The following is a 20833-nucleotide window of genomic DNA, read 5'->3' as shown; positions in this document are numbered from 1 at the left end:
ATGCGGGAATCTTTTTTGCTACGCTGGGAACGCGCAGCACTTTCCAGGGAGCTTCAATGAAGCGCGACGGTCACAAGGAAAACCGCAAAGCGGACGCAGGCGCCGCGGCCAGCGGTTCCAACGCGAGCGAGCCGACGGCGCAGGCGGCGTTCGCATCGTATGCGGCCCCGCTCGTGAGCGACGCGATCGCGTACGCCAATGCGGTGCGCGACGATCCATCGCCCGAAGCGCTGCACAAACTCCGCGTTTCGCTGCGCCGCTTGCGTTCGTTGTGGTGGGCCTTCGCGCCGCTCCTCGAAAAGGGCGAAAACACCCGGCAACGCGCGCTCTACAAGTACCTGGCCACGGCGGCCGGCAAGACGCGCGACTGGGACATCCTGATCGAACTGATCCGGCATGAAAACAGTGGCGCGGGCAGCGTCGCGCCGACGCTCGAGAAAGCGCGCGGCGATGCGCTCACAACGAGCCGCGAAACGCTGACGAACGCGGACGTCAAACATCTGCTGCGGGACGCGTTGACGAGCGCATCCACCGACATCAATACCGCACATGAACGCGTGCCGCTGCGCAAGTTTGCCAACAAGCGGGTCGCAGCGTCCGAGCGTTCGCTGATGAAGCGCGCGAAACGCGCGCGCCACGCAAAGCGCTCGAACTACGCGGCTTTTCACGACGTAAGAAAAGCCGGTAAGAAGCTCCGCTATCTGCTGGAATTCTTCGAGCCGGTGCTGAGCGGCGGCCATAAGCGCACGCTCAAGCGTCTGAAGCAGGTACAAAAACGTTTCGGGACACTAAACGATATTGTCGCAAGCGAAGTATTGCTGCGCGACAACGCCGGCCTGTTCGCCGGCTCGGGCGACGCAGCGGACGTGCTGCAGTGGCTGCACAAGGAGCGCAAGCGCCGGATGCGTTCGGCAGCCGGGCTGCTGCGCAAACTGTGACGCGCGAAGGTAACGTCCGAAGGTAAATAACTCATAACGGCCCGATGTCGATTCATGCGGGCCCGCTTGCAACGGAGGCAACGCGCAGGTGGCACATCGAGCGCATTGGCAGCGACGGCGCTGGCGCAGAAATTTGCGGCACGGAGCAGCCGGCGTCGCGCGTTACGTGGGCAATCATCCGGTGCTCGCGGGTCTGGCCGGCACGCTGGTCGCCGTCGCGATGGCGGGCCTCACGCTGCTCACGCTCCTCAACGGCCGCGCCGACGCGCTCGACCATGCGCGCGAGACGTCGCAGAATCTCGTCTCGATCATTTCCAGCGACCTCGAAAGGAACGTCGAGATCTACGCGCTTTCGTTGCAGGCGATGGTGGACGGCGCCGAGCATCATCTGAGCGCGGATCTGCCGCCCGACCTTCAGCGAGCGGTGCTGTTCGATCGCGCGACCACGGCCGCGTATCTCGGCGGCGCATATGTCGTCGGTGCGAAGGGCGAGGTGATCGCGTCGCAAAGCGGCGAGATCAGCCCGACCGTTCGCTTCACCGACCGCGACTATTTCGTCGTGCATCAGCGCAATCCGGCAGTGGGACTTTATCTGTCGCATCCGTTTCGCTCGCGCTTGCGCGACGGCAAGTTGTCGATAGGTCTGACGCGGCGTATCAATGACGAAAACGGCGGCTTTGCCGGCGTCGCATTGCTCGCGATCCGCATCGAGTATTTCCAGCGTCTGCTCGACCGGATCAGCGTGGGCCAGCACGGCTCCGTGTTCATCGCGATGGACGACGGCACGCTGATCGCGCGCAAGCCGTACTCGCCGCGCGACATCGGCGCGAGCATCGCCGGTTCGCCGACTTTCCTGCGCATGGCCGCGCAGCGCGACGGTTCGTATGTGGCGCGCTCCGCCGTCGACGGTGTGCAACGCATGTTCACGTTCGTGCATGTGCCGGGCACGCCGCTGATCGCAGCCGTCGCGCCCGCCGTCGACGACGTGCTCTCGCCGTGGCGCCACCGCGCGATGATCGTCGGCGCGCTGACGCTCGCGTTCGGCACGGTGTTCGTGATCGTGTCGTGGCTGCTGGCGTTTGCACTGCGCGACAAGCTGCGCGCGCAGGCCGCGCTGATGCGGCTCGCCGCGACCGATCCGCTGACCGGTCTCAGCAATCGCCGCGTGCTCGACAACCGGCTCGACGAGGAATGGCGACGCGCGCGGCGCACGGGTCAGCCGCTGTCGGCGCTTTTCATCGACATCGATCATTTCAAGCGCTTTAACGACACCTACGGCCATGCAAGCGGCGACGAGGCGCTCAGCGCCGTGGCCGAATGCATTTCGTCGACGGTGCGCCGTGCCGTCGATCTGGTCGCGCGCTATGGCGGCGAAGAGTTTGCCGTGATTCTGCCGGACACGTCAGCCGATGGCGCCGCTGCCGTGGCCGAAAAGATTCGCCGGAACGTGCAGGCGCAGGACATCTTGCATGGCGGCGACGGCAGCGTGGCGGTCACGGTGAGCGTCGGTTGCGCGACGATGGTGCCCGCGCAGGGCGCGAACGCGCTCGATCTGCTGGCCGCCGCCGATCGGCAGCTTTATCTCGCGAAGGCGGCGGGACGCAATCGCGTTTCTTGCGGACGCTCGGCGGTGGGATCGGTGGCGGCGGACTCGCCGTCGTAAGCGAGACGACGCTCGGCCAACGCGCCGACGTTGCTCATGCGTTGGCCCTGCGTCGCGGCGCAAAACCGCGCAGCGTCACGGCGTTGTCCGCGGTGCGTGCATTGTCTGCGTCGCTGCCCGATTCGGCGTGCGAGTGCTCGAGCTTGCCCGTCGACGGCTCATCGGCGAGCAGCAAGCCCACCGGAAAACCGCGCCGCTGCCATGCATCGAGTCCGCCATGCAGCGCGCGAATCCGCGTATAGCCGTAGTTGCGCATCCGCACGCTGATCTCGGCGGCGGTGGCGCTGTCCGGGCATACGCAGTAGATCACCATGTCGTAGGCGCGCAGTGCGAAGTCGATCTGTTCGGGCGAGTGCGGATCGAGTGCGAGCGCGCCGGGAATCGGCGACGCGGCGTCGAGCGCCGCGCTTTGCGGGCGGGCGTCGAGTACCTTGGGCGTCGGCTTGCGGCCCGATGCGTGCGATCGTCGGCCATCCGCGTCGGCATCGCCATCGGCGATGAGAGCGGCCTCACGCCGCGCCCGCCGCTGCATCACGAGCCGGTACGCGAGATACAGCAACGCGACGGCGATCAGCAGGTCGATCACGGTCCCGCCTTGTGCTCTGACGAACGCGAACAGCATGTGCAACTGCCGCTCCGCCGCCGCGCCGCCGAGCAGCCAGAATGTGGCCCACGCCATCGCGCCGGTGAGGTCCCACAGCGCATAGATGCGGGCGTCGACGGCTGTGGTGCCCATCAGCGGCGGCGTGACTAGCGCGAGGCCAGGCACGAACTTCGAGATCGACACGAGCGGCACGCCGAAGCGCTCGAATAGCGCGCGCGCCTGTTCGACGCGAGCATCGACGGCAGGCAGCATCTGGCCGAGCACGCGGATCAGCTTGCGGCCGTAAAGACGGCCCGCGGTGAACCAGACGCCGTCGCCGATCAACGCGCCCAGTACGGCCGCGGAGAGCACCGGCCAGAACGACAGGTTGCCCGCGGCAATCGCGGAACCGGCGAACAGCAGCACGGGGACCGCGGGAATCGGCACGCCGAGGCGCGTCAACAGCACGTTGACGAAGACAATCGCGCCGCCCCAGGTGGATACCGCCGACGACGGAAACTCGACCAATTAAGCGGCTCCTGTTTGTTGTTGGCAAGTTGGCTGCGCCGGTATTGCCGGCTGCCTGGCCCGACGCGTACGCAAAGCCTGTTCCCGCGCGGCTTCGCGTGCTTCCTTCGCGTGCTTCGTCAATCAGGATACTCGATGGATCGCGCACGCGGCCATCGCGCGTCGGTCTGCAATTTCGTTCAAGACCTGTGCGCGCCGCATGCTTAATCTGCGTGCTGGTCCCTTTGTTCCGGAGAAGCACGATGAATTCACGGTATGTCGGCTACGTCTGCTGCGCGCTCGCGATGATCGGCGTCGGCAGCACGGTGGTGGTCAGCAAGTCCATTGCGGCCGGCTTGCCGCCGTTCAGCGCGACCGCGCTGCGCTTTGCGATTGCGTTCCCGTTGTTTGTGCTCGTGATGCGTTGGCGCGGCGTGCGCTGGCCGCGCCTCGACCGTCGCGACACCGCGCTGGTGATCGCGCAGGCCGCGGCGGGCAGCGTCGGCTATACGGTGTTGCTGATCAGCGGCATGAAGCTCGCCTCCGCCGGCGATGCCGGCGTGATCGCCGGCACCTTGCCCGCGGTATCGGCGATGGTGGCCATGCTCGCGTTGGGCGAGCGCCCGTCGCCGGCCCTGCTCGGCGCGATCGTTCTGGCGACAGCGGGCGTGCTTGCGTGCACCGTGTATGCCGGCGACAACGCCGCGCCGCACGCGGGCGGCTCTATTGTTGGCAACCTGCTGGTGTTCGCGGCGATCGTCTGCGAGGCGCTGTTCATTCTGCTCAATCGCAAGCTGCGCACGCCGGTTGCACCGCTGCCGCTGTCGGCGTTGATGTGCGGCATCGGCTTCGCGGTTTCGATCGTGCCCGCCTGCTTCGAGCGAGCCTGGAACATGCCGATCGACGCCGCGGCTCTCGGCGGCGTGCTGTATTACGCGCTGGTGCCGACGGTGGCCGGTTTCGTTCTCTGGTATGAAGGCGCGGCGCGCGTCAGCGGCGCGGAAGCCGGCCTGATGACCGCGCTCGTGCCGGTCAGCGCGTTGGCGTTGGCCGCGCTGCTGCTGCGCGAGCCGGTCAGCGCGGCGCAGCTTACGGGCGTGGCCTGTGTGCTGGGCGCCGTGATGCTCGCGACGTTCGGACAATCGCTCGGCGCGCGGAAGATGGCGTGATGGACTCCGCGCTTACGTGTTATGCACCGCCACCGCGCCAGGATTGCCGACGATCGACAGAAACTCGCGCCGCGTGGACGGGTCCGTGCGGAACGTGCCCAACATGCGCGACGTGACCATCGTCACGCCCGCCTTATGCACGCCGCGCGTCGACATGCACTGATGCGAGGCTTCGAGGATCACGCCGACGCCCTCCGGTTGCAGCACGTCGTTCAGCGTATCGGCGATCTGCACCGTCATCTTTTCCTGAATCTGCAGACGCTTCGCGAATGCGTCGACGAGCCGTGCGAGCTTCGAGATGCCGACCACGCGATGTCCGGGCAAATAAGCAACATGCGCGCGCCCGATGATCGGCACCATGTGATGTTCGCAATAGCTTTCGAAGCGGATGTCCTTCAGCACGATCATCTCGTCGTAGCCGTCCACTTCGGAAAACGTGCGGGCGAGAATCTCGCGCGGGTCGATCTGATAGCCCGCATAGAACTCCTCATACGAGCGCACGACGCGCGCCGGTGTGTCGATGAGCCCTTCGCGCTCCGGGTTGTCGCCGGCCCAACGCAGCAGCACGCGAACCGCTGCTTCCGCTTCCTCGCGGCTCGGGCGGCCATTCGCGGCCTCGGTTGTCGTCGTGGCTGTGGTTTGTTCTGTCTTGCTGCTGGTCATCCGTCGCTCCTCCGCGATCGCGCGTCGACCTCGAGTGGAGTGGAGCGCGCGGGTTCATGAGTACAGCCATTGTTCCATGTTTACGGCATAACGTGCCGATGCCCCTTCAGGCGTCGCGGAGCTGACGGTTTCATTTCGGCCACTCGTCGAGCGCGTCGTTGAAGAGTTCCGCGACCACGCCGCGCAGCCAGGTGCCGCGCGGATCGTTATGAAACTTGCGATGCCAGTGCTGCCGCAAATCGAAGCGCGGCAGCGGCAGCGGCGGTTCGACGAGCGTGATCGACGCATGCTCGGACACATACGCGAAGCCGATCGCGTGCGGCACCGTGGCGATCAGATCCGTGCGCGCGAGGATGAACGGCAGGCTCATGAAATGCGGCGTTTCCAGCACCGCGCGCCGCTTGATGCGCTTTTTCACGAGGTACTGTTCGAGGACTTCCTGGCTGCGTCCTTCGGCGCGCACCACCGCGTGTCCCGACGCGACATATTGCGCGAGCGTCAGCGGCGCTTTTGATAGCGGATGACCGGTGCGCATCAGGCAAATGAACCGGTGCGTGAAGAGCCGCTGCTGAAAGAAGTTATTGCCCGACAGATCGGGGAAGTAACCGACCGCGAGATCGACATCGCCCGATTCGAGCCCGCGTTCCACATGCGAGGGCGGCAGCGACACCGAACGCAGATTCGCGTGCGGCGCGCGCTCGGCGAAAAGCTGCAAAAGCCGCGGCAAAAACACGATTTCGCCGACGTCGGAAAGCGCGATCGAAAAGGTATGCGTGCTCGTGTCGGGACCGAACTCCTGCGCGTCGAGCATGCCTTTTTCGATTCGCAGAAGCGCGTCGCGCGCCGCGGGCAGAATCGCCAGCGCGCGCGGCGTGGGCTCCATGCCTTTGGACGTGCGCACGAACAGCGGGTCGTCGAAATATTCGCGCAGCCGGCCGAGCGCCGTGCTCACGCGCGGCTGGCTCACGCCGAGCTGCTCGGCCGCGCGGCTCACGTTGCGCGTGTCCTCCATCGCAACGAGGTAGGGGATCAGGTTCAGGTCAAGGTTCGTGTCCGACATGCTTTTCGACGAGGGTCGCGTGGTCCTGTTCGTATTCGATGTGTCGATAAAGGGTAGCGGAAGAATCGCCGAACGCGATAGTGGGGTTTTCTTTGCTGCCGGTCAGAATCGGCGGCTCGCGACGGCCAGGTGGCGCGCACTTCGCCTTGCGGGAACCTATGATTAAGGGAAAGTCCGCGCCTTGACAATGCGGCGCAAGCGCAACCATAATCTTCGAATCGTTCGCTAATCGAATCAGTGTTCGCTATAAGAACATTGCAAAGTTCGCGAAACAGCGCCGACAACGCGATGGCGAGCCCGACGCGCGTAGCGCCTCTCAAGGAAATTCGACATGATCAACAAGATTTTCGAGTCACTTCAATCGGCCGTCGCCGATGTCCACGACGGCGCGACCGTCATGATCGGCGGCTTCGGCACGGCCGGCATGCCGTCGGAACTGATCGACGCGCTGATCGAGCAGGGCGCGCGCGAACTCACCATCGTCAATAACAACGCGGGCAACGGCGACATCGGCCTCGCGGCGCTGCTGAAGGCGAAGCGCGTGCGCAAGATCATCTGCTCGTTTCCGCGTCAGACCGATTCGTATGTGTTCGACGCGCTCTATCGCGCCGGCGAAATCGAACTCGAACTCGTGCCGCAAGGCAATCTGGCCGAGCGCATCCGCGCGGCGGGCGCGGGCATCGGCGGATTTTTCACGCCGACCGGCTACGGCACGAAGCTCGCCGAAGGCAAGGAAACGCGTCTGATCGACGGTCGGCATTACGTGCTCGAGTCGCCGCTTCACGCGGACTTTGCGCTGATCAAAGCGTATAAGGGCGACCGCTGGGGCAACCTCGTTTATCGCAAGACGGCTCGCAACTTCGGGCCGATCATGGCAAGCGCCGCAAAGACCGCCATCGTGCAAGTGTCGGAAGTGGTGCCGCTCGGCGCGCTGGACCCGGAAAACATCGTGACGCCGGGCATTTTCGTGCAGCGCGTGATCGAAGTGCCGCAAGCGGCACATGCCCCGCAACCCAATCCGCGCGACGCCGCAGCCTGAACCGGAGACCGACATGAAGAAACTGACCCGCGATGAAATGGCCAAGCGCGTCGCACTGGATATTCCGGAAGGCGCGTATGTGAACCTCGGTATCGGCGTGCCGACGCTGGTGGCGAACCACCTCGCCGCCGACAAGGAAATCTTCCTGCACAGCGAAAACGGCCTGCTCGGCATGGGCCCGGCGCCCGCGAAGGGCGAGGAAGACGACGAACTGATCAACGCCGGCAAGCAGCACGTCACGCTGCTGACGGGCGGCGCGTTTTTCCATCACGCCGATTCGTTTGCGATGATGCGCGGCGGCCACCTCGACTTCTGCGTGCTCGGCGCATTCCAGGTCTCGGCGAAGGGCGACCTGGCGAACTGGCACACCGGAGCGCCCGACGCGATTCCGGCGGTCGGCGGCGCGATGGACCTCGCGATCGGCGCGAAGCAGGTCTACGTGATGATGGAGCATCTGACCAAGCAGGGCGAAAGCAAGATCGCCGCGGAATGCACGTATCCGGTGACGGGCGTCGGTTGCGTCGACCGCATCTACACTGATCTCGCGATGATCGACGTGACCGACCAGGGCCTCGTCGTGCGCGAGATTTTCTCGGACATCGACTTCGATGCCTTGCTGAAGCTCACGGGCGTGCCGCTGATCGACGGCACGCAGGCGGCGCGGGCGGCTTAAGCGCGCTGACAACTGCGGGCACTGTGACGCGCAACGCGTCATACTGCCCGCAGTGCTACATTCACCAGATCATCCGATCATCGACGTCATCATGCTCGACTCCAGCGGCCGGCTCACCGGCCTTCTTTGCGGCACGCAGCCGATGAACGACATCTGGGCGCCGCGCGCCACACTGCAACGGATGCTCGACGTCGAAGCGGCGCTCGCGCGCGCTTCGGCCGCGCACGGCGTGATTCCCGCAGCGGCCGTCGCGGCAATTGAAGCCGCGTGCCATGCGGATCAACTCGACGCCGACGCGCTCGCACGCGACGCCGCGCTCGGCGGCAATCTCGCGATTCCTCTCGTCAAGCAACTCACCGCGCGCGTGAAAGCCGCCGACGCGCAAGCATCGAAATACGTGCATTGGGGCGCGACGAGTCAGGACATCATCGACACGGCGACGGTCCTGCAACTGCGCGACACCTTCGATTTGCTCGACAGCGGCTTGCAATCCACCTGCGACGCCATCGCGAAGCTCGCGGCCACGCATCGCGCGACGCCGATGATCGGCCGCACGTGGTTGCAGCAGGCGTTGCCTATCACGCTCGGTCTCAAGTTCGCGCAATGGCTCGACGCATTGCTGCGTCATCGCGAACGGCTCGACGCATTGCGCGCTCGCTCGCTCGTGCTGCAATTCGGCGGCGCGGCCGGCACGCTCGCGAGTCTGCGCGATGCGGCGCCGCAGGTCACGCAAGCGCTCGCGCAGGAACTCAGTCTTGCGGTGCCCACTTTGCCGTGGCATACGCAGCGCGATCGCATCGCTGAAACGGCATCGTTCTTCGGCATGCTGATCGGCACGCTCGGCAAGATCGCGCGCGACATCTCGCTGCAAATGCAAACGGAAATCGACGAACTATCGGAACCGGCCGCGGCCGGCAAAGGCGGATCGTCGACGATGCCGCACAAGCGCAATCCGGTCGGCTGCGCGGCGGTGCTCACGGCGGCCACGCGCGCGCCGGGGCTCGTCGCCACAGTGTTCGCGGGCATGGTGCAGGAACACGAGCGCGCGCTCGGCGGCTGGCAAGCCGAGTGGGACGCGTTGCCCGATCTCGCGCGGCTCGCGGGCGGCGCGCTTGCGAACATCGGGCAGATCGCGAGCGGACTCAACGTGAACATGCCGCGCCTGGCCGCGAACCTCGACGTCACGCATGGCCTGATTCTCGGCGAAGCGGTGATGCTCGCGCTCGGCGACAGCATCGGCCGGCTCGACGCGCATCATCTGGTCGAGAGCGCGTCGAAGGCGGCGATCCGCGAAGGGCAGACGCTTTTGGACGTGCTCTCCGCGGACTCCGCCGTGACTCAGCATCTTTCTGTCGAGCGCCTGAAGCAACTGCTCGATCCCGCTCAATACGTCGGCCAGGCGCACGCTTACGTGGATGCGGCGCTGGCGCTTCATACCGCGCGTTCGCAGCGCGCCACTTCGAAGGAGTAACCGGCATGCCATACGCCGCAGTCAACGGCACCGAGCTTCACTATCGGATCGACGGCGATCGTCACGGCAGCGCGCCGTGGGTGATTCTGTCGAATTCGCTCGGCAGCGATCTGTCCATGTGGACGCCGCAAGTCGCGGCCTTGTCGAAGCACTTTCGCGTGCTGCGCTACGACACGCGCGGTCACGGGCATTCGGAAGCGCCGAAAGGACCGTACACGATCGAACAATTGGCGGGCGACGTGCTCGGCCTGATGGATACGCTGAAGATCGCGCGCGCGCATTTTTGCGGCGTGTCGATGGGCGGACTCACGGGCGTCGCGTTGGCCGCGCGTCATGCGAGCCGCTTTGAGCGCGTCGTGCTCGCGAACACGGCGGCGCGCATCGGCTCGCCGGAAGTGTGGGTGCCGCGCGCCGCGCGCGCTCGCAGCGAAGGCATGCAGGCACTCGCCGACGCGGTGTTGCCGCGCTGGTTCACAGCGGATTACTTCGAGCGCGAGCCCGTCGTGCTTGCGATGATTCGCGACGTGTTCGTGCATACCGACAAGGAAGGCTACGCGTCGAACTGCGATGCGATCGACGCGACCGATCTGCGTCCTGAGACGCCTGGCATCAAGCTGCCGGTGCTCGTGATCAGCGGCACGCACGACGTGGCCGCGACGCCCGCGCAAGGCCGCGAACTGGCGCAGGCGATTCCCGCCGCGCGCTACGTCGAACTGGACGCCTCGCATATTTCGAACATCGAGAAGGCCGATGCGTTCACGAAGGCTGTGATCGACTTTTTGACGGAGCCAAAATGAACGACGAAGACCGCTACGAAGCCGGACTCGGCGTGCGCCGCGCGGTGTTGGGCGATGCGCATGTGGACCGCTCGCTTGCCAACCGCACCGAGTTGACGGAGGAGTTTCAGAACTTCATCACGCGTTATGCGTGGGGCGAAGTGTGGACGCGCGAAGGTTTGCCGCGGCACACGCGCAGCCTGCTCACGATTGCGATGATGGTCGCGCTCAATCGCAGCGAAGAACTCGCGCTGCATTTGCGGGCCGCGAAAAACAACGGCGTGACGCGCGAGCAGATCAAGGAAGTGCTGCTGCAAACCGCGATTTACTGCGGCGTGCCGGCGGCGAACTCGGCGTTTCATCTCGCCGATAAGCTGTTCCGCGAAGACGATGCGGCGGCGAAGACTTGAGGGTTTTGCTGTGGCGATGGTTTGATGAAGAAACACGCGCCTGTGCTACGGCGCGCGTTTTTTTATTGTGCGGTTGTCTCTCTTGAGTGCTTTACTTATGCCTCCGTGTCCGCATTCAAGCTAGCATTCGACGCGACATCAACCGGCAATTGCAGACGCACCGCGCGCAACACCGTGTCTTTGATCACTTCGCGCCAATGCGCGAGCGCCGCCTTGTCCATCAGCGCTTCGCCGAGAAACGCGCCTAACGTGTACTGATTGGCGTTATAGAAATAACCGAGCGACGCGATCATCAGATACACGTCGCGTGCTTTGACGTCGGCGCGAAAAACGTGCTGCGCCTTGCCCGCGTCCAGCAATTTCTGCACGACTGAAATCGCATAGCCGGAAATCTCCTTCAGCTTGGACGACTTCTTCGCATGCTTGCCTTGATGCAGGTTCTCGCTCGATAGCAGCGTGACGAACTCAGGGTGATCGAGATAGTACTGCCAGACGAATTCGACCATCTGTTCGAGGCCGTGAACCGGGTCTTCAAGATCGAGATCGAGTTTGCTTTCCGCTTCGTTGAATTGCGTGTAGATGGTCTCCAGCACTTCGACGAACAACTGCTCCTTGCTGCCGAAGTAGTAGTAGATCATGCGGTCGTGCGAGCGCGCGGCCTTCGAAATGCTTTCCACCCGGCCGCTCGCATAGCCTTGCTTCGCGAAGACCTTGATTGCCGCTTTCAGAATCTTGGCGCGCGTGTCCTGTGCCTGTTTCGCACGGATGCCCGTGGCGCCCGGCTTGCGGCCGGCAGTGGAATTCATGGCGATCTGGTATCTCTTCGTTGGCGTGTTGAAGGGATTGAACTCTCTTGCGCGCGCTTCGTTCGGCATGCAGGCGTCCTCATCATACCGTGCGCATTGCAGACTGCCGAGTCTCTTTCTAGCGATGCACGGTGAACTGCTTCGGCGTAAATTGAATCTCTGGCGACGAGGCCGCGTTCAATGTTCGAGTCAGCGTTTGAATGCGGCGGCGCACCATCCGCTCGCAGGCCGGAAACTCATTGCGCAGTCTATTTTGATCGGGTAGATTTCAGACAGGTTTGGTGTAGCGAATACTACACGAACGGTAAGTGACCGCAACATGGAAACATGCGAGTCACGCGAAAGTGCCCTGAAACAAGGGCTATTCGTCAGCCGGGCAGGACCGATTGTGATGTCGTCGTATGGAACCCCACTATGACAGAACATACGAAGGTCGATTTCGGTGCGGAACGCGTCGACGGCGATATCGCGTCGACGCCGGGTCCCACCGTGCTCGAGAAGGCGGCGCCGCGCAGCGAGCGTATGGCGTCGAACAAGATCGAATGCAATGCCTGTCCGGTGCTGTGCCAGATTTCCGAAGGGCGTACCGGCGCATGCGATCGCTATGCGAATGCGGAGGGGCGGCTGATTCGCGTCGACCCTGTCGTATTCCTGTCGCGCTCGCAAGCCGATAGCGCAGATGCCCTGGTCGAATTCGGCGCATCTCCAGAAGAAGCGCGAGACGATACGGCCGACGCCGCGCTCTTCGTGACGGGCGTGGGCGCATCGTCCACATATCCCGACTACAAGCCCGCGCCTTTCATCGTTGCCTCGAAGCTCGACGACGTCGACATGGTCACGGTCGTCACTGAAGGCATCTTCAGCTATTGCAGCTTCAAGGTCAAAATCGACACGGACCGCTTTCTCGGACCCGAGCAGGCGAACGTGCGTTGCCAGGGCGAGATCGTCGGCCATGTGACGACGGCGGAATACGGTTCGCAAATGTTGAGCCTCGGCGGCGTGCATCATCTGACCGGCGGCAGCAAGAAAGAAGGCCGCGTGACCTGCGACATGATGCTTGCACTCGGCAACAAGCAGGCGGTTGAACTCAGCATAGACGGCGGCGCTAGCCTCGTGGTTCGCGCGGGCGCGGCGCCTGTGGTCGACGGCGTCGAGGAACGGCGCATGCGCGTGGGCTGCGGTTCCGCGACCATCGGCATCTTCGCGAAGCAATGGTTCGGCCATGTCGACGAAGTCGTTGTAGTCGACGATCACATCACCGGCGTGTTGACCGAGCATCAGGCGGGGCGCTGCCTCGGCATGACGCGCTCGGGCATCAAGATTCGCGGACGCAAATCGACGCCAGGACGCTATTTTCAGGTGGCCAATCCAGGCATCGGTTGGGGCGGCACCGACATACAAGACCCGCTCGCGATTATCGAAGGCTTCGATCCCGCTGTCGCTCAACCCGGCATGCGTCTCCTGATGGTGTCGACTACCGGCGAGCACGCGCAGTGGTATGAACTCGATCATGAGCTCGTGCCGCGCGTCGCGGCGATGCCCGATGCGGTGCGCCGCACGGTGGAACGCATCGGCGAAAACTGCGAGCCGTCGCTTGCCACGGTGCTGTTTCTCGGCGGCGCGGGCGGCAGTCTGCGCGCGGGCGCGACCGAGAACCCCGTGCTGCTCACGCGTGCGATCAAGCAGCAGCTCGTGAACGTCACGTGCGGCGGCGCGCCGGCTTATGTGTGGCCAGGCGGCGGCATCACCGTGATGGTCGACGTGTCGCGCATGCCTGACCGTTCGTTCGGCACCGTGCCCACGCCGGCGATCGTCGCGCCGATCGAATTCACCATGACGTATGACGCTTATCGCGATCTCGGCGGCCATCTGGATGCGGTGCGTTCGTTGGAGAGCGTGCTCGCGAATGGTCCCGAACATACGGAAGGCGCGCCGCTCGCGCGTCGAACGTTGGCGCGCAATCCGGATAATCCGTGGCCGCCCGCCATGCCGCCGATGCTGGGCTAACCGACTAACGCGGCTAACAATTCGGCCCACAACCACGCGATGAATCCAACCCGCACCCGTATCGACGCGACGCGCTGGCATTGGCAGCATGGCCCGATCGATCTTATCCTCAGCGCCGACGGCGAACCCGCCGCGCTGCAAGCTGCATATGAAGCGTGCTGGGCGCGTTTCGTCGATGTATTGCCCGAGCTGGTCAGCGAACTCAAAACGCTTCGGCAACCCGTGCGCGCCGATGCACCGCTCAACGAATGCCCGCTGCAAGGCCGCGTGGCGCGCCGCATGTGGGCTGTGTGCCATCCGCATCGCGCGCGCTTTATCACGCCGATGGCAGCCGTTGCAGGCAGCGTCGCGGACGAACTGATCGGTGCATTCAAACGCGAAGGCGTGTCGCGCGCGTTCATCAACAACGGCGGCGACATCGCGTTTCATTTGACCGAAGGTCAGCAATATCGCGTGGGCGTGTTCGCGGATCTCTCGCAGTGGCTCACGAAGACGCAGCGTTCAAACGGCGATACGCTCGACGCCAACCTCACAATCGACGCAAGCATGCCGATTCGCGGCATCGCGACGAGCGGCTGGCGCGGCCGCAGTTTCAGCCTCGGCATTGCCGACAGCGTGGCCGTCCTCGCACGCGACGCAGCCAGCGCGGACGCGGCCGCGACGATGATCGCCAACGCGGTGAACCTCGATCATGCGGGCATCGTGCGAAAGCCGGCTTCGTCGCTGAAGGACGACACCGACCTCGGCGATCGGCTCGTGACCGTGGATGTCCCTGCGCTGCCGCAACCGCTCATCGACTTCGCGCTTGCTCGCGGCGTGGAAGCCGCGCGGCGCTTGGTCCAGCGCGGCCTGATAGAAGGCGCTGCGTTGTTCCTGCAAGGACGCGTGCGCACGGCCGGCATGCACGGCACACACGCGTTGCTGACGATGCATCGCGCTCACTCAACAACGGAGGCTCCGTGTTCGAAATACGCCGCGTGCTGACGCACGTCGAAGACATCTTTCACGAGTTCGGCCCCGCGCGGGCAGAGCCTTTAAGGCGCGGCGCAATCGCCGCCGTGATGACGAACCCGTTCGCCGGCCGCTACGAGCCGAACATCGAACACGCGATGGAAGCGCTCAAGCCGATCGGCTTCGACATGGCGCAGCGTCTGCTCGCGGCGATGGCGGTGCCGCATGCGTCGATAGAAAGTTATGGCAAGGGCGCGATTGTCGGCTCGCGCGGCGAACTCGAACACGGCGCGTTGTGGCATGTGCCGGGCGGCTATGCAATGCGCGAGCTGCTAGAAAAGAACGGCGTGCCGACCAACGCAATCGTGCCGTCGACGAAAAAAGTCGGCGCGCCATCCACCGCGCTCGACGTGCCGCTCACGCATGTCAACGCGAGCTATGTGCGCAGTCACTTCGACGCAATCGAAGTGCGCGTGCCGGGCGCGCCCGCCGCCGACGAAGTGGTGTTCATCCTCGTCATGAGCACGGGACAGCGCGTGCATGCGCGCGTCGGCGGGCTCGCCAAGGAGGCGATTGTGGGCAAGGACGGCTTGCGCTGAACCACGCTGAAGGTCGCAACACATACATCGAATCTCGGAGAGCGAAATGGCAATCAGGCTTCGCAAGCTGGTCGTGCAAGTGGACGAAACCCGCATTGAAATGCGCCAGAGCATCGATCCGCCCACGCGCCGCGCGGTGGCGATCGCGGTGATCGACAATCCGTATGCGGGCCGCTATGAAGCGAAGCTCGACGCGCTGATCGACGCCGGCGAGGAACTCGGCGCGCTGCTCGGCAAGCGCTGCGTCGAAGCGCTCGGTATCGAACCCGGCGAAGCGCAGAGCTACGGCAAGGCCGCGATTGTCGGCGAGGCGGGCGAACTCGAACACGCGGCCGCGATCTTGCATCCGAAGCTCGGCGCGCCGCTGCGCGCAGCCGTCGAAAAGGGCGCGGCGCTCGTGCCGTCGGCGAAAAAAATGGGCACGCTCGGCACGGCAATCGACGTGCCGCTCGGCCACAAGGACGCCGCCTTCGTGCGCAGTCATTTCGACGCGATCGAGGCGCGCGTGTCGGACGCGCCGCGTGCCAATGAAATCGTCGTCGCGGTCGCGGTGACGGCGTCGGGCCGGCCGCTGCCGCGTATCGGCGGCTTGCAGGCGAACGAGATCAAGGGCGAGGATGGTTTGCGCTGAGGTGTGCATGCATTTGTTTCGCGCGTCCCCACAAGGGACTTCTTTCAGGTAGTGTGCTGCCGTTGATGCGTGCGAGCACGGTGCCGCACGCGCCGCAACGTCTGCTGGCCGAGTGGCATGCGCATGTCGCGTGCGGGCGGTCGGCAAGCTGCCGAGGGTCTCGATGCTTTCGAATTTGCTGGTACAACTGGTCAACGGACTCGCCGATGCGTCGACGCTCTTTCTCGTCGCCGCCGGTTTGTCGTTGATCTTCGGCGTGACGCGCATCGTCAATTTCGCGCACGGCTCGTTCTATATGTTCGGCATCTACATCGCGTACAGCATCGCGAGCCGCTTCGGACATACGGCGGGCGGCTTCTGGCTGTCGGTGCTGGCCGCGGCGCTCGTCGTCGCCGTGCTCGGCGCGCTGGTCGAGGTCATCGTGTTGCGGCGTATTTATCAGGCACCCGAACTATTTCATCTGCTTGCCACGTTCGCGCTCGTATTGATCTTTCGCGATGCCGCGTTGTGGCTATGGGGCCCGGAAGATCTGTTCGGGCCGCGCGCGCCGCATCTCGCGGGCGCGGTGAATTTCCTCGGCCATCCGCTGCCGACTTACGACATCGCGTTGATCGTGATCGGCCCGGTCGTGTTGCTGCTGCTCTGGTATGCGCTGACGCGCACGCGTTGGGGCACGCTTGTGCGCGCGGCGACGCAGGACCGCGAGATGCTCGGCGCGCTCGGCATCAACCAGGCATGGCTGTTTACCGGCGTGTTCTTCGTCGGCGCGTTTCTCGCGGGTCTGGGCGGCGCGCTGCAAGGGCCGCGCATGTCGGCGAATCTCTCTCTCGATCTCGAGACGATCGGCAATGCGTTTGTGGTCGTCGTGGTCGGCGGCATGGGTTCGATTCCGGGCGCATTCGTGGCCGCGCTGATCATCGCGGAGATCAAGGCGCTGTGCATCGGCATTGGGCATGTGACGATTTTCGGCGTCGGCCTGTCGTTGAGCCGCTTTACGCTGGTCGCGGAATTCGTCGTGATGGCGGTCGTGCTGGTCGTGCGGCCCTGGGGTTTGCTCGGCCGCGCGAGTGCCGCGGTGCGCGGCATGGCGGCGCCCGAAGCGCCGTTGCGTCCCGCAGGCAAGCGCGTCAAATGGCTGGCTGCGATCGTACTACTGGTTCTGCTTCTCGCGCCGCTTTTGGCCAACGCATTCCCGTATATGCCGGTGCTGCTGGTGGAAATTCTGATCGCTGTTCTGTTTGCAACGAGTCTGCATTTCATCATGGGACCGGGCGGCATGCATTCGTTCGGCCACGCCGCGTATTTCGGGCTCGGCGCGTATGGCGCGGCGCTCTTTCTCAAAGTACTCAATCTGCCGATGGAAGCGGCGTTGCTGCTCGCGCCGCTACTCGCAGTCGGCGGCGCGCTCGTGTTCGGCTGGTTCTGCGTGCGTCTGTCCGGCGTTTATCTCGCGATGCTGACGCTCGCGTTCGCGCAGATCGTCTGGTCGGTCGTTTTCCAATGGGACGATGTGACGGGCGGCAGCAACGGCATTCTCGGCTTGTGGCCGGCCGACTGGCTTTCGTCGCCGGTGGCCTTCTATTACGTGACGCTCGTGTGCGCGGTGATCGGCGTGTGGCTGCTACGGCGCATGCTGTTTTCGCCGCTCGGCTATGCGATGCGCGCGTCGCGCGATTCGGTGTTGCGCGCGGAGGCCATCGGCATCGACGTGAAGCGCGTGCAGTGGGCGGCGTTCGTGATCGCGTCGCTGTTCTGCGGACTTGCGGGATCGTTGTATGCGTTCTCGAAAGGCACGATTTCGCCGGAGGTGATCAGCGTGAGCCGTTCCGTCGACGGTCTCGTGATGGTGCTGCTCGGCGGCTTGCAGACGCTCACCGGCCCCATCGTGGGCGCGGCCGTGTTCACGTGGCTGCAGGACACCGTCGCGCGGCAGACCGACTATTGGCAGGCGCTGCTGGGCTTCGCGATTTTGCTGCTCGTGATCGCGTTTCCGCAAGGCATCGTTGGCTTTATTCGCGATCGTTTCGGTGACGACATCAACGACAATGCGAACGACGCGGCCGGCAAAACCGCCACACCCACTTCGCAACGCGCGGCGATCAAGGAGGGGCTATGAGCTTGCTGCAAGTGTCCGGCCTCTCGAAGTCGTTCGGTGGACTGAAGGCCGTCGACAACGTGTCGTTCACGCTCGAAGCCGGCCAGCTTCTCGCGCTGCTCGGCCCGAACGGCGCGGGTAAATCGACGTGCTTCAACATGGTCAACGGACAGTTGCCGCCTTCGTCGGGCTCGATCCGTTTCGGCGGACACGAACTCGTCGGCATGCGTCCGCGCGACATCTGGCGGCTCGGCGTGGGCCGCACATTCCAGATCGCCGCGACCTTCAATTCGATGACCGTACTCGAAAACGTGCAGATGGCCCTCGTTTCGCGCGAACGCAAAACGTTCGGCCTGTGGAAACCCGCGGGCTCGCACTACGCCGATGAAGCGTTCGCACTGCTCGAGCAAGTCGGCATGGCCGCCGACGCGAAGCGCGCCTGCGGCGTGCTTGCATATGGCGACGTCAAGCGCGTCGAACTCGCGATTGCACTCGCAAACCGTCCGAAGCTGCTGCTGATGGACGAACCCACTGCGGGCATGGCGCCGAAGGAGCGTAACGAATTGATGGCGCTGACGCGGCGGCTCGTTACCGAGCAGAAGATCGGCGTGCTGTTCACCGAGCACAGCATGGACGTCGTGTTTGCCTACGCCGACCGCATGATCGTGCTCGCGCGCGGCAAGCTGATTGCCGAAGGCGACGGCGAGACGATCCGCAACGATCCGCGCGTGCAGGAAGTGTATTTCGGCACCGGCAAGACCTTCCAGCCGCATGCGGCGCTGCATGACACGGCAGGCGGCCACACCGGCGAAGGAGTCCTGCAATGAGCGAGCCGATGCTGAAAGTCGCGGGCCTCAACGCGTTTTATGGCCGCGCACATATTCTGTTCGACGTCGGCCTCGAAGTGGGACGCGGTGAAGTGGTTGCGTTGATGGGCCGCAACGGCGCGGGTAAATCGACCACGATGAAAGCGGTCATGGGTTTGCTGCCGCGCCGCCAGGGCGAAGTGACGTTTCGCGGACAGAACATCGCCGCGCTGCCGCCGTACAAGATCGCGCGCATGGGCATGGGCTTCGTTCCCGAAGACCGGCGCGTGTTCGCCGATCTGACGGTGATGGAGAACCTCGACGCGGGCCGTCAGCCACCGCGCGAAGGCGCGCCGCAATGGACGCCGGAAAAGCTGTTCCGCCTGTTCCCGAATCTCGGCGAAATGCCGAAGCGTCCCGGCGGCCAGATGAGCGGCGGCGAGCAGCAGATGCTGACGGTATCGCGCACGCTGATGGGCAACCCGTACCTCGTGTTGCTCGATGAACCGTCGGAAGGCGTCGCGCCCGTGATCGTCGAGCAGATGGCCAACATGATCCTCGAACTGAAGCGCGAGGGGCTGTCCATTCTGTTGTCGGAGCAGAACCTGCACTTCGCCGAGATGGTCAGCGACCGCGCTTATGTCCTTGAAAAAGGGCAAATTCGCTTTAGCGGCAGCATCGGCGAACTGGCGAAGAACGAAACCGTGAGGCGCGCTTATCTGAGCGTGTAATCGAACCGTCGTTGCAAAAGGAGAGGCAGATGGCAGCAGAGACGTTGACAGGATTGTCCGGCAAGGTCGCGGTGACGAACATCGGCCTGCTGTTATCCGGCGACATCGATCAGCCGATTCTCGACGCCGATACGCTCGTGATCGACGACGGCGTGATCGTCGCGATCGGCAAGGAAGCGGACTGCGACCTCGAAGGCGCGCGCACTACCGTCGATTGCAAGGGCACGACGGTAGCACCTGGCCTGATCGACTCGCATGTGCATCCGGTATTCGGCGACTGGACGCCGCGTCAGAATCAGCTCGGCTGGATCGAATCGAATCTGAACGGCGGCGTGACGACGATGATCTCCGCCGGCGAAGTGCATTTACCTGGCCGTCCGAAAGATGTGCTCGGCGTGAAGGCGCTTGCGATCACCGCGCAGCGTTCGTTCGAAGGCATGCGTGCGGCGGGCGTCGGCGGTGGCGTCAAGGTGATGGCGGGCGCGCCGGTGATCGAAAAAGGCATGGTCGAAGAGGACTTCAAGGAGCTCTCCGAAGCCGGCGTGAAGCTGCTGGGCGAAGTCGGTCTCGGCAGCGTGAAGGCCGGCGAGGAAGCCGCGCAAATGGTCGCGTGGGCGCGCAAGTACGGCATTCAGAGCACGATTCATACGGGTGGTCCGTCGATTCCAGGCTCGGGGCTGATCGACCGCGACGTGGTGCTTGCAGCCGACGCGGACGTGATCGGCCACGTCAACGGCGGGCATACGTCGCTGTCTTACCGCCATGTTTGCGACTTGTGCGAGCAGTCGAGCCGCGCGCTCGAAATCGTTCATAACGGCAACGAACGCATTGCATTGCTGACGGCGCGTCATGCGATCGAACTCAAATGCCCGCACAGGATCATCCTCGGCACCGACAGCCCGGCCGGCTCGGGCGTGCAGCCGCTCGGCATCTTGCGCATGATTGCGTTGATTTCGAGCCTCGCCGACGTGCCTGCGGAAATCGCGTTCTGCTTCGCGACGGGCAACACGGCGCGGCAACGCAACTTGCGTCAGGGGCTCATCGAAGTGGGCCGTCCCGCCGACCTTGTCTTCATGGACCGCGCGCAGCATACGGCCGCGGACACGCTGCTCGAAAGCGTGCAACTCGGCGATATTCCAGGCGTGGGCATGGTGATGATCGACGGCTTGATCCGTTGCCGGCGCAGCCGCAATACGCCGCCCGCGACCGAAGTGCCGGTGGTGCTATGAATGCGCGTCTTAGAGCGCGGTCGGCG

General features: G+C 64.3%; 20 protein-coding genes. 16 read left to right on the top strand and 4 right to left on the bottom strand.

Annotated elements, in window-relative coordinates; translation table 11 throughout:
- Nucleotides 1–56 precede the first annotated feature (56 nt).
- Both C8K18_RS05675 and C8K18_RS05670 read left to right on the top strand, forming a co-directional pair.
- Entirely contained in the window at nucleotides 57–938 is an 882-nt protein-coding gene (locus C8K18_RS05675; protein ID WP_107706909.1) for a CHAD domain-containing protein, read from the top strand.
- 88 nt (nucleotides 939–1026) lie between these two features.
- Nucleotides 1027–2601 (top strand): diguanylate cyclase, encoded by a 1575-nt coding sequence (locus C8K18_RS05670; protein ID WP_107706908.1) that lies wholly within the window; start codon nucleotides 1027–1029, stop codon nucleotides 2599–2601.
- A 34-nt stretch (nucleotides 2602–2635) separates the two neighbouring features.
- Here the strand turns inward: C8K18_RS05670 and C8K18_RS05665 are convergent, their stop codons facing one another.
- Nucleotides 2636–3712, bottom strand: coding sequence for a VTT domain-containing protein (locus tag C8K18_RS05665; RefSeq protein WP_006049607.1), 1077 nt, complete (start codon nucleotides 3710–3712; stop codon nucleotides 2636–2638).
- A gap of 242 nt (nucleotides 3713–3954) precedes the next feature.
- Here C8K18_RS05665 and C8K18_RS05660 point away from each other — a divergent pair, with 242 nt between their 5' ends.
- Nucleotides 3955–4860: a DMT family transporter gene (locus C8K18_RS05660; protein WP_107706907.1), complete on the top strand. Its 906-nt coding sequence runs from the start codon at nucleotides 3955–3957 to the stop codon at nucleotides 4858–4860.
- Nucleotides 4861–4872: 12 nt separating this feature from the next.
- On the opposite strand, the gene folE is transcribed toward C8K18_RS05660, so the two are convergent.
- Both folE and C8K18_RS05650 read right to left on the bottom strand, forming a co-directional pair.
- A complete protein-coding gene (gene folE, locus C8K18_RS05655; RefSeq protein ID WP_053859977.1) occupies nucleotides 4873–5523 on the bottom strand; it encodes a GTP cyclohydrolase I FolE in 651 nt (216 codons plus the stop codon).
- A 130-nt stretch (nucleotides 5524–5653) separates the two neighbouring features.
- Nucleotides 5654–6583, bottom strand: coding sequence for a LysR family transcriptional regulator (locus C8K18_RS05650; RefSeq protein WP_107706906.1), 930 nt, complete (start codon nucleotides 6581–6583; stop codon nucleotides 5654–5656).
- 331 nt (nucleotides 6584–6914) lie between these two features.
- On the opposite strand from C8K18_RS05650, the gene C8K18_RS05645 reads away from it, so the two are divergent.
- The 5 genes from C8K18_RS05645 (at nucleotide 6915) to pcaC (ending at nucleotide 10952) form a co-directional block, all read left to right on the top strand.
- Nucleotides 6915–7622, top strand: a complete 708-nt coding sequence (locus tag C8K18_RS05645; RefSeq protein ID WP_006049603.1) for a 3-oxoacid CoA-transferase subunit A — start codon at nucleotides 6915–6917, stop codon at nucleotides 7620–7622.
- A gap of 13 nt (nucleotides 7623–7635) precedes the next feature.
- Complete coding sequence (locus tag C8K18_RS05640) at nucleotides 7636–8295, top strand: 3-oxoacid CoA-transferase subunit B (RefSeq protein WP_006049602.1); 660 nt, start codon at nucleotides 7636–7638, stop codon at nucleotides 8293–8295.
- 91 nt (nucleotides 8296–8386) lie between these two features.
- Complete coding sequence (locus C8K18_RS05635) at nucleotides 8387–9766, top strand: 3-carboxy-cis,cis-muconate cycloisomerase (protein ID WP_006049601.1); 1380 nt, start codon at nucleotides 8387–8389, stop codon at nucleotides 9764–9766.
- 5 nt (nucleotides 9767–9771) lie between these two features.
- On the top strand, nucleotides 9772–10563 hold the full coding sequence (gene pcaD, locus C8K18_RS05630; RefSeq protein WP_053859980.1) for a 3-oxoadipate enol-lactonase: 792 nt from the start codon (nucleotides 9772–9774) through the stop codon (nucleotides 10561–10563).
- Nucleotides 10560–10952 carry a 4-carboxymuconolactone decarboxylase gene (gene pcaC / locus C8K18_RS05625; RefSeq protein ID WP_006049599.1) on the top strand — a complete coding sequence of 131 codons (393 nt, stop codon included), beginning with the start codon at nucleotides 10560–10562 and terminating at the stop codon, nucleotides 10950–10952. The genes pcaD and pcaC overlap by 4 nt, the downstream gene beginning before the upstream one ends.
- A 95-nt stretch (nucleotides 10953–11047) precedes the next feature.
- On the opposite strand, the gene C8K18_RS05620 is transcribed toward pcaC, so the two are convergent.
- Nucleotides 11048–11758 (bottom strand): TetR family transcriptional regulator, encoded by a 711-nt coding sequence (locus C8K18_RS05620; protein WP_107707131.1) that lies wholly within the window; start codon nucleotides 11756–11758, stop codon nucleotides 11048–11050.
- A gap of 414 nt (nucleotides 11759–12172) precedes the next feature.
- Between C8K18_RS05620 and C8K18_RS05615 the strand changes: the two genes are divergently transcribed.
- The 8 genes from C8K18_RS05615 to C8K18_RS05580 all read left to right on the top strand — a co-directional run bounded on the left by C8K18_RS05615 (nucleotide 12173) and on the right by C8K18_RS05580 (nucleotide 20807).
- On the top strand, nucleotides 12173–13765 hold the full coding sequence (locus tag C8K18_RS05615; protein ID WP_107706905.1) for a 6-hydroxynicotinate reductase: 1593 nt from the start codon (nucleotides 12173–12175) through the stop codon (nucleotides 13763–13765).
- Between the two features lie 39 nt (nucleotides 13766–13804).
- On the top strand, nucleotides 13805–14749 hold the full coding sequence (locus tag C8K18_RS05610) for a UPF0280 family protein (RefSeq protein WP_107706904.1): 945 nt from the start codon (nucleotides 13805–13807) through the stop codon (nucleotides 14747–14749).
- Nucleotides 14725–15315 carry an amino acid synthesis family protein gene (locus C8K18_RS05605; protein ID WP_107706903.1) on the top strand — a complete coding sequence of 197 codons (591 nt, stop codon included), beginning with the start codon at nucleotides 14725–14727 and terminating at the stop codon, nucleotides 15313–15315. The genes C8K18_RS05610 and C8K18_RS05605 overlap by 25 nt, the downstream gene beginning before the upstream one ends.
- Before the next feature lie 46 nt (nucleotides 15316–15361).
- A complete protein-coding gene (locus C8K18_RS05600; RefSeq protein WP_053859983.1) occupies nucleotides 15362–15946 on the top strand; it encodes an amino acid synthesis family protein in 585 nt (194 codons plus the stop codon).
- Between the two features lie 163 nt (nucleotides 15947–16109).
- The gene (locus C8K18_RS05595; protein ID WP_107706902.1) at nucleotides 16110–18062 is read left to right on the top strand and encodes an ABC transporter permease; all 1953 of its coding nucleotides are present in this window, start codon (nucleotides 16110–16112) and stop codon (nucleotides 18060–18062) included.
- Complete coding sequence (locus C8K18_RS05590) at nucleotides 18059–18868, top strand: ABC transporter ATP-binding protein (protein WP_053859984.1); 810 nt, start codon at nucleotides 18059–18061, stop codon at nucleotides 18866–18868. The genes C8K18_RS05595 and C8K18_RS05590 overlap by 4 nt, the downstream gene beginning before the upstream one ends.
- Nucleotides 18865–19578, top strand: coding sequence for an ABC transporter ATP-binding protein (locus C8K18_RS05585; RefSeq protein ID WP_029966792.1), 714 nt, complete (start codon nucleotides 18865–18867; stop codon nucleotides 19576–19578). The genes C8K18_RS05590 and C8K18_RS05585 overlap by 4 nt, the downstream gene beginning before the upstream one ends.
- A 29-nt stretch (nucleotides 19579–19607) precedes the next feature.
- Nucleotides 19608–20807, top strand: coding sequence for an amidohydrolase family protein (locus C8K18_RS05580; RefSeq protein WP_107706901.1), 1200 nt, complete (start codon nucleotides 19608–19610; stop codon nucleotides 20805–20807).
- Nucleotides 20808–20833 lie beyond the last annotated feature (26 nt).

The sequence above is a fragment of the Paraburkholderia sp. GV068 genome, from assembly GCF_003058125.1.
In the GTDB taxonomy this organism is placed as follows: Bacteria; Pseudomonadota; Gammaproteobacteria; order Burkholderiales; family Burkholderiaceae; genus Paraburkholderia; species Paraburkholderia graminis.
Note: the sequence above shows the minus strand (reverse complement) of the source record. Positions and strands in the feature narration are given on the sequence as shown.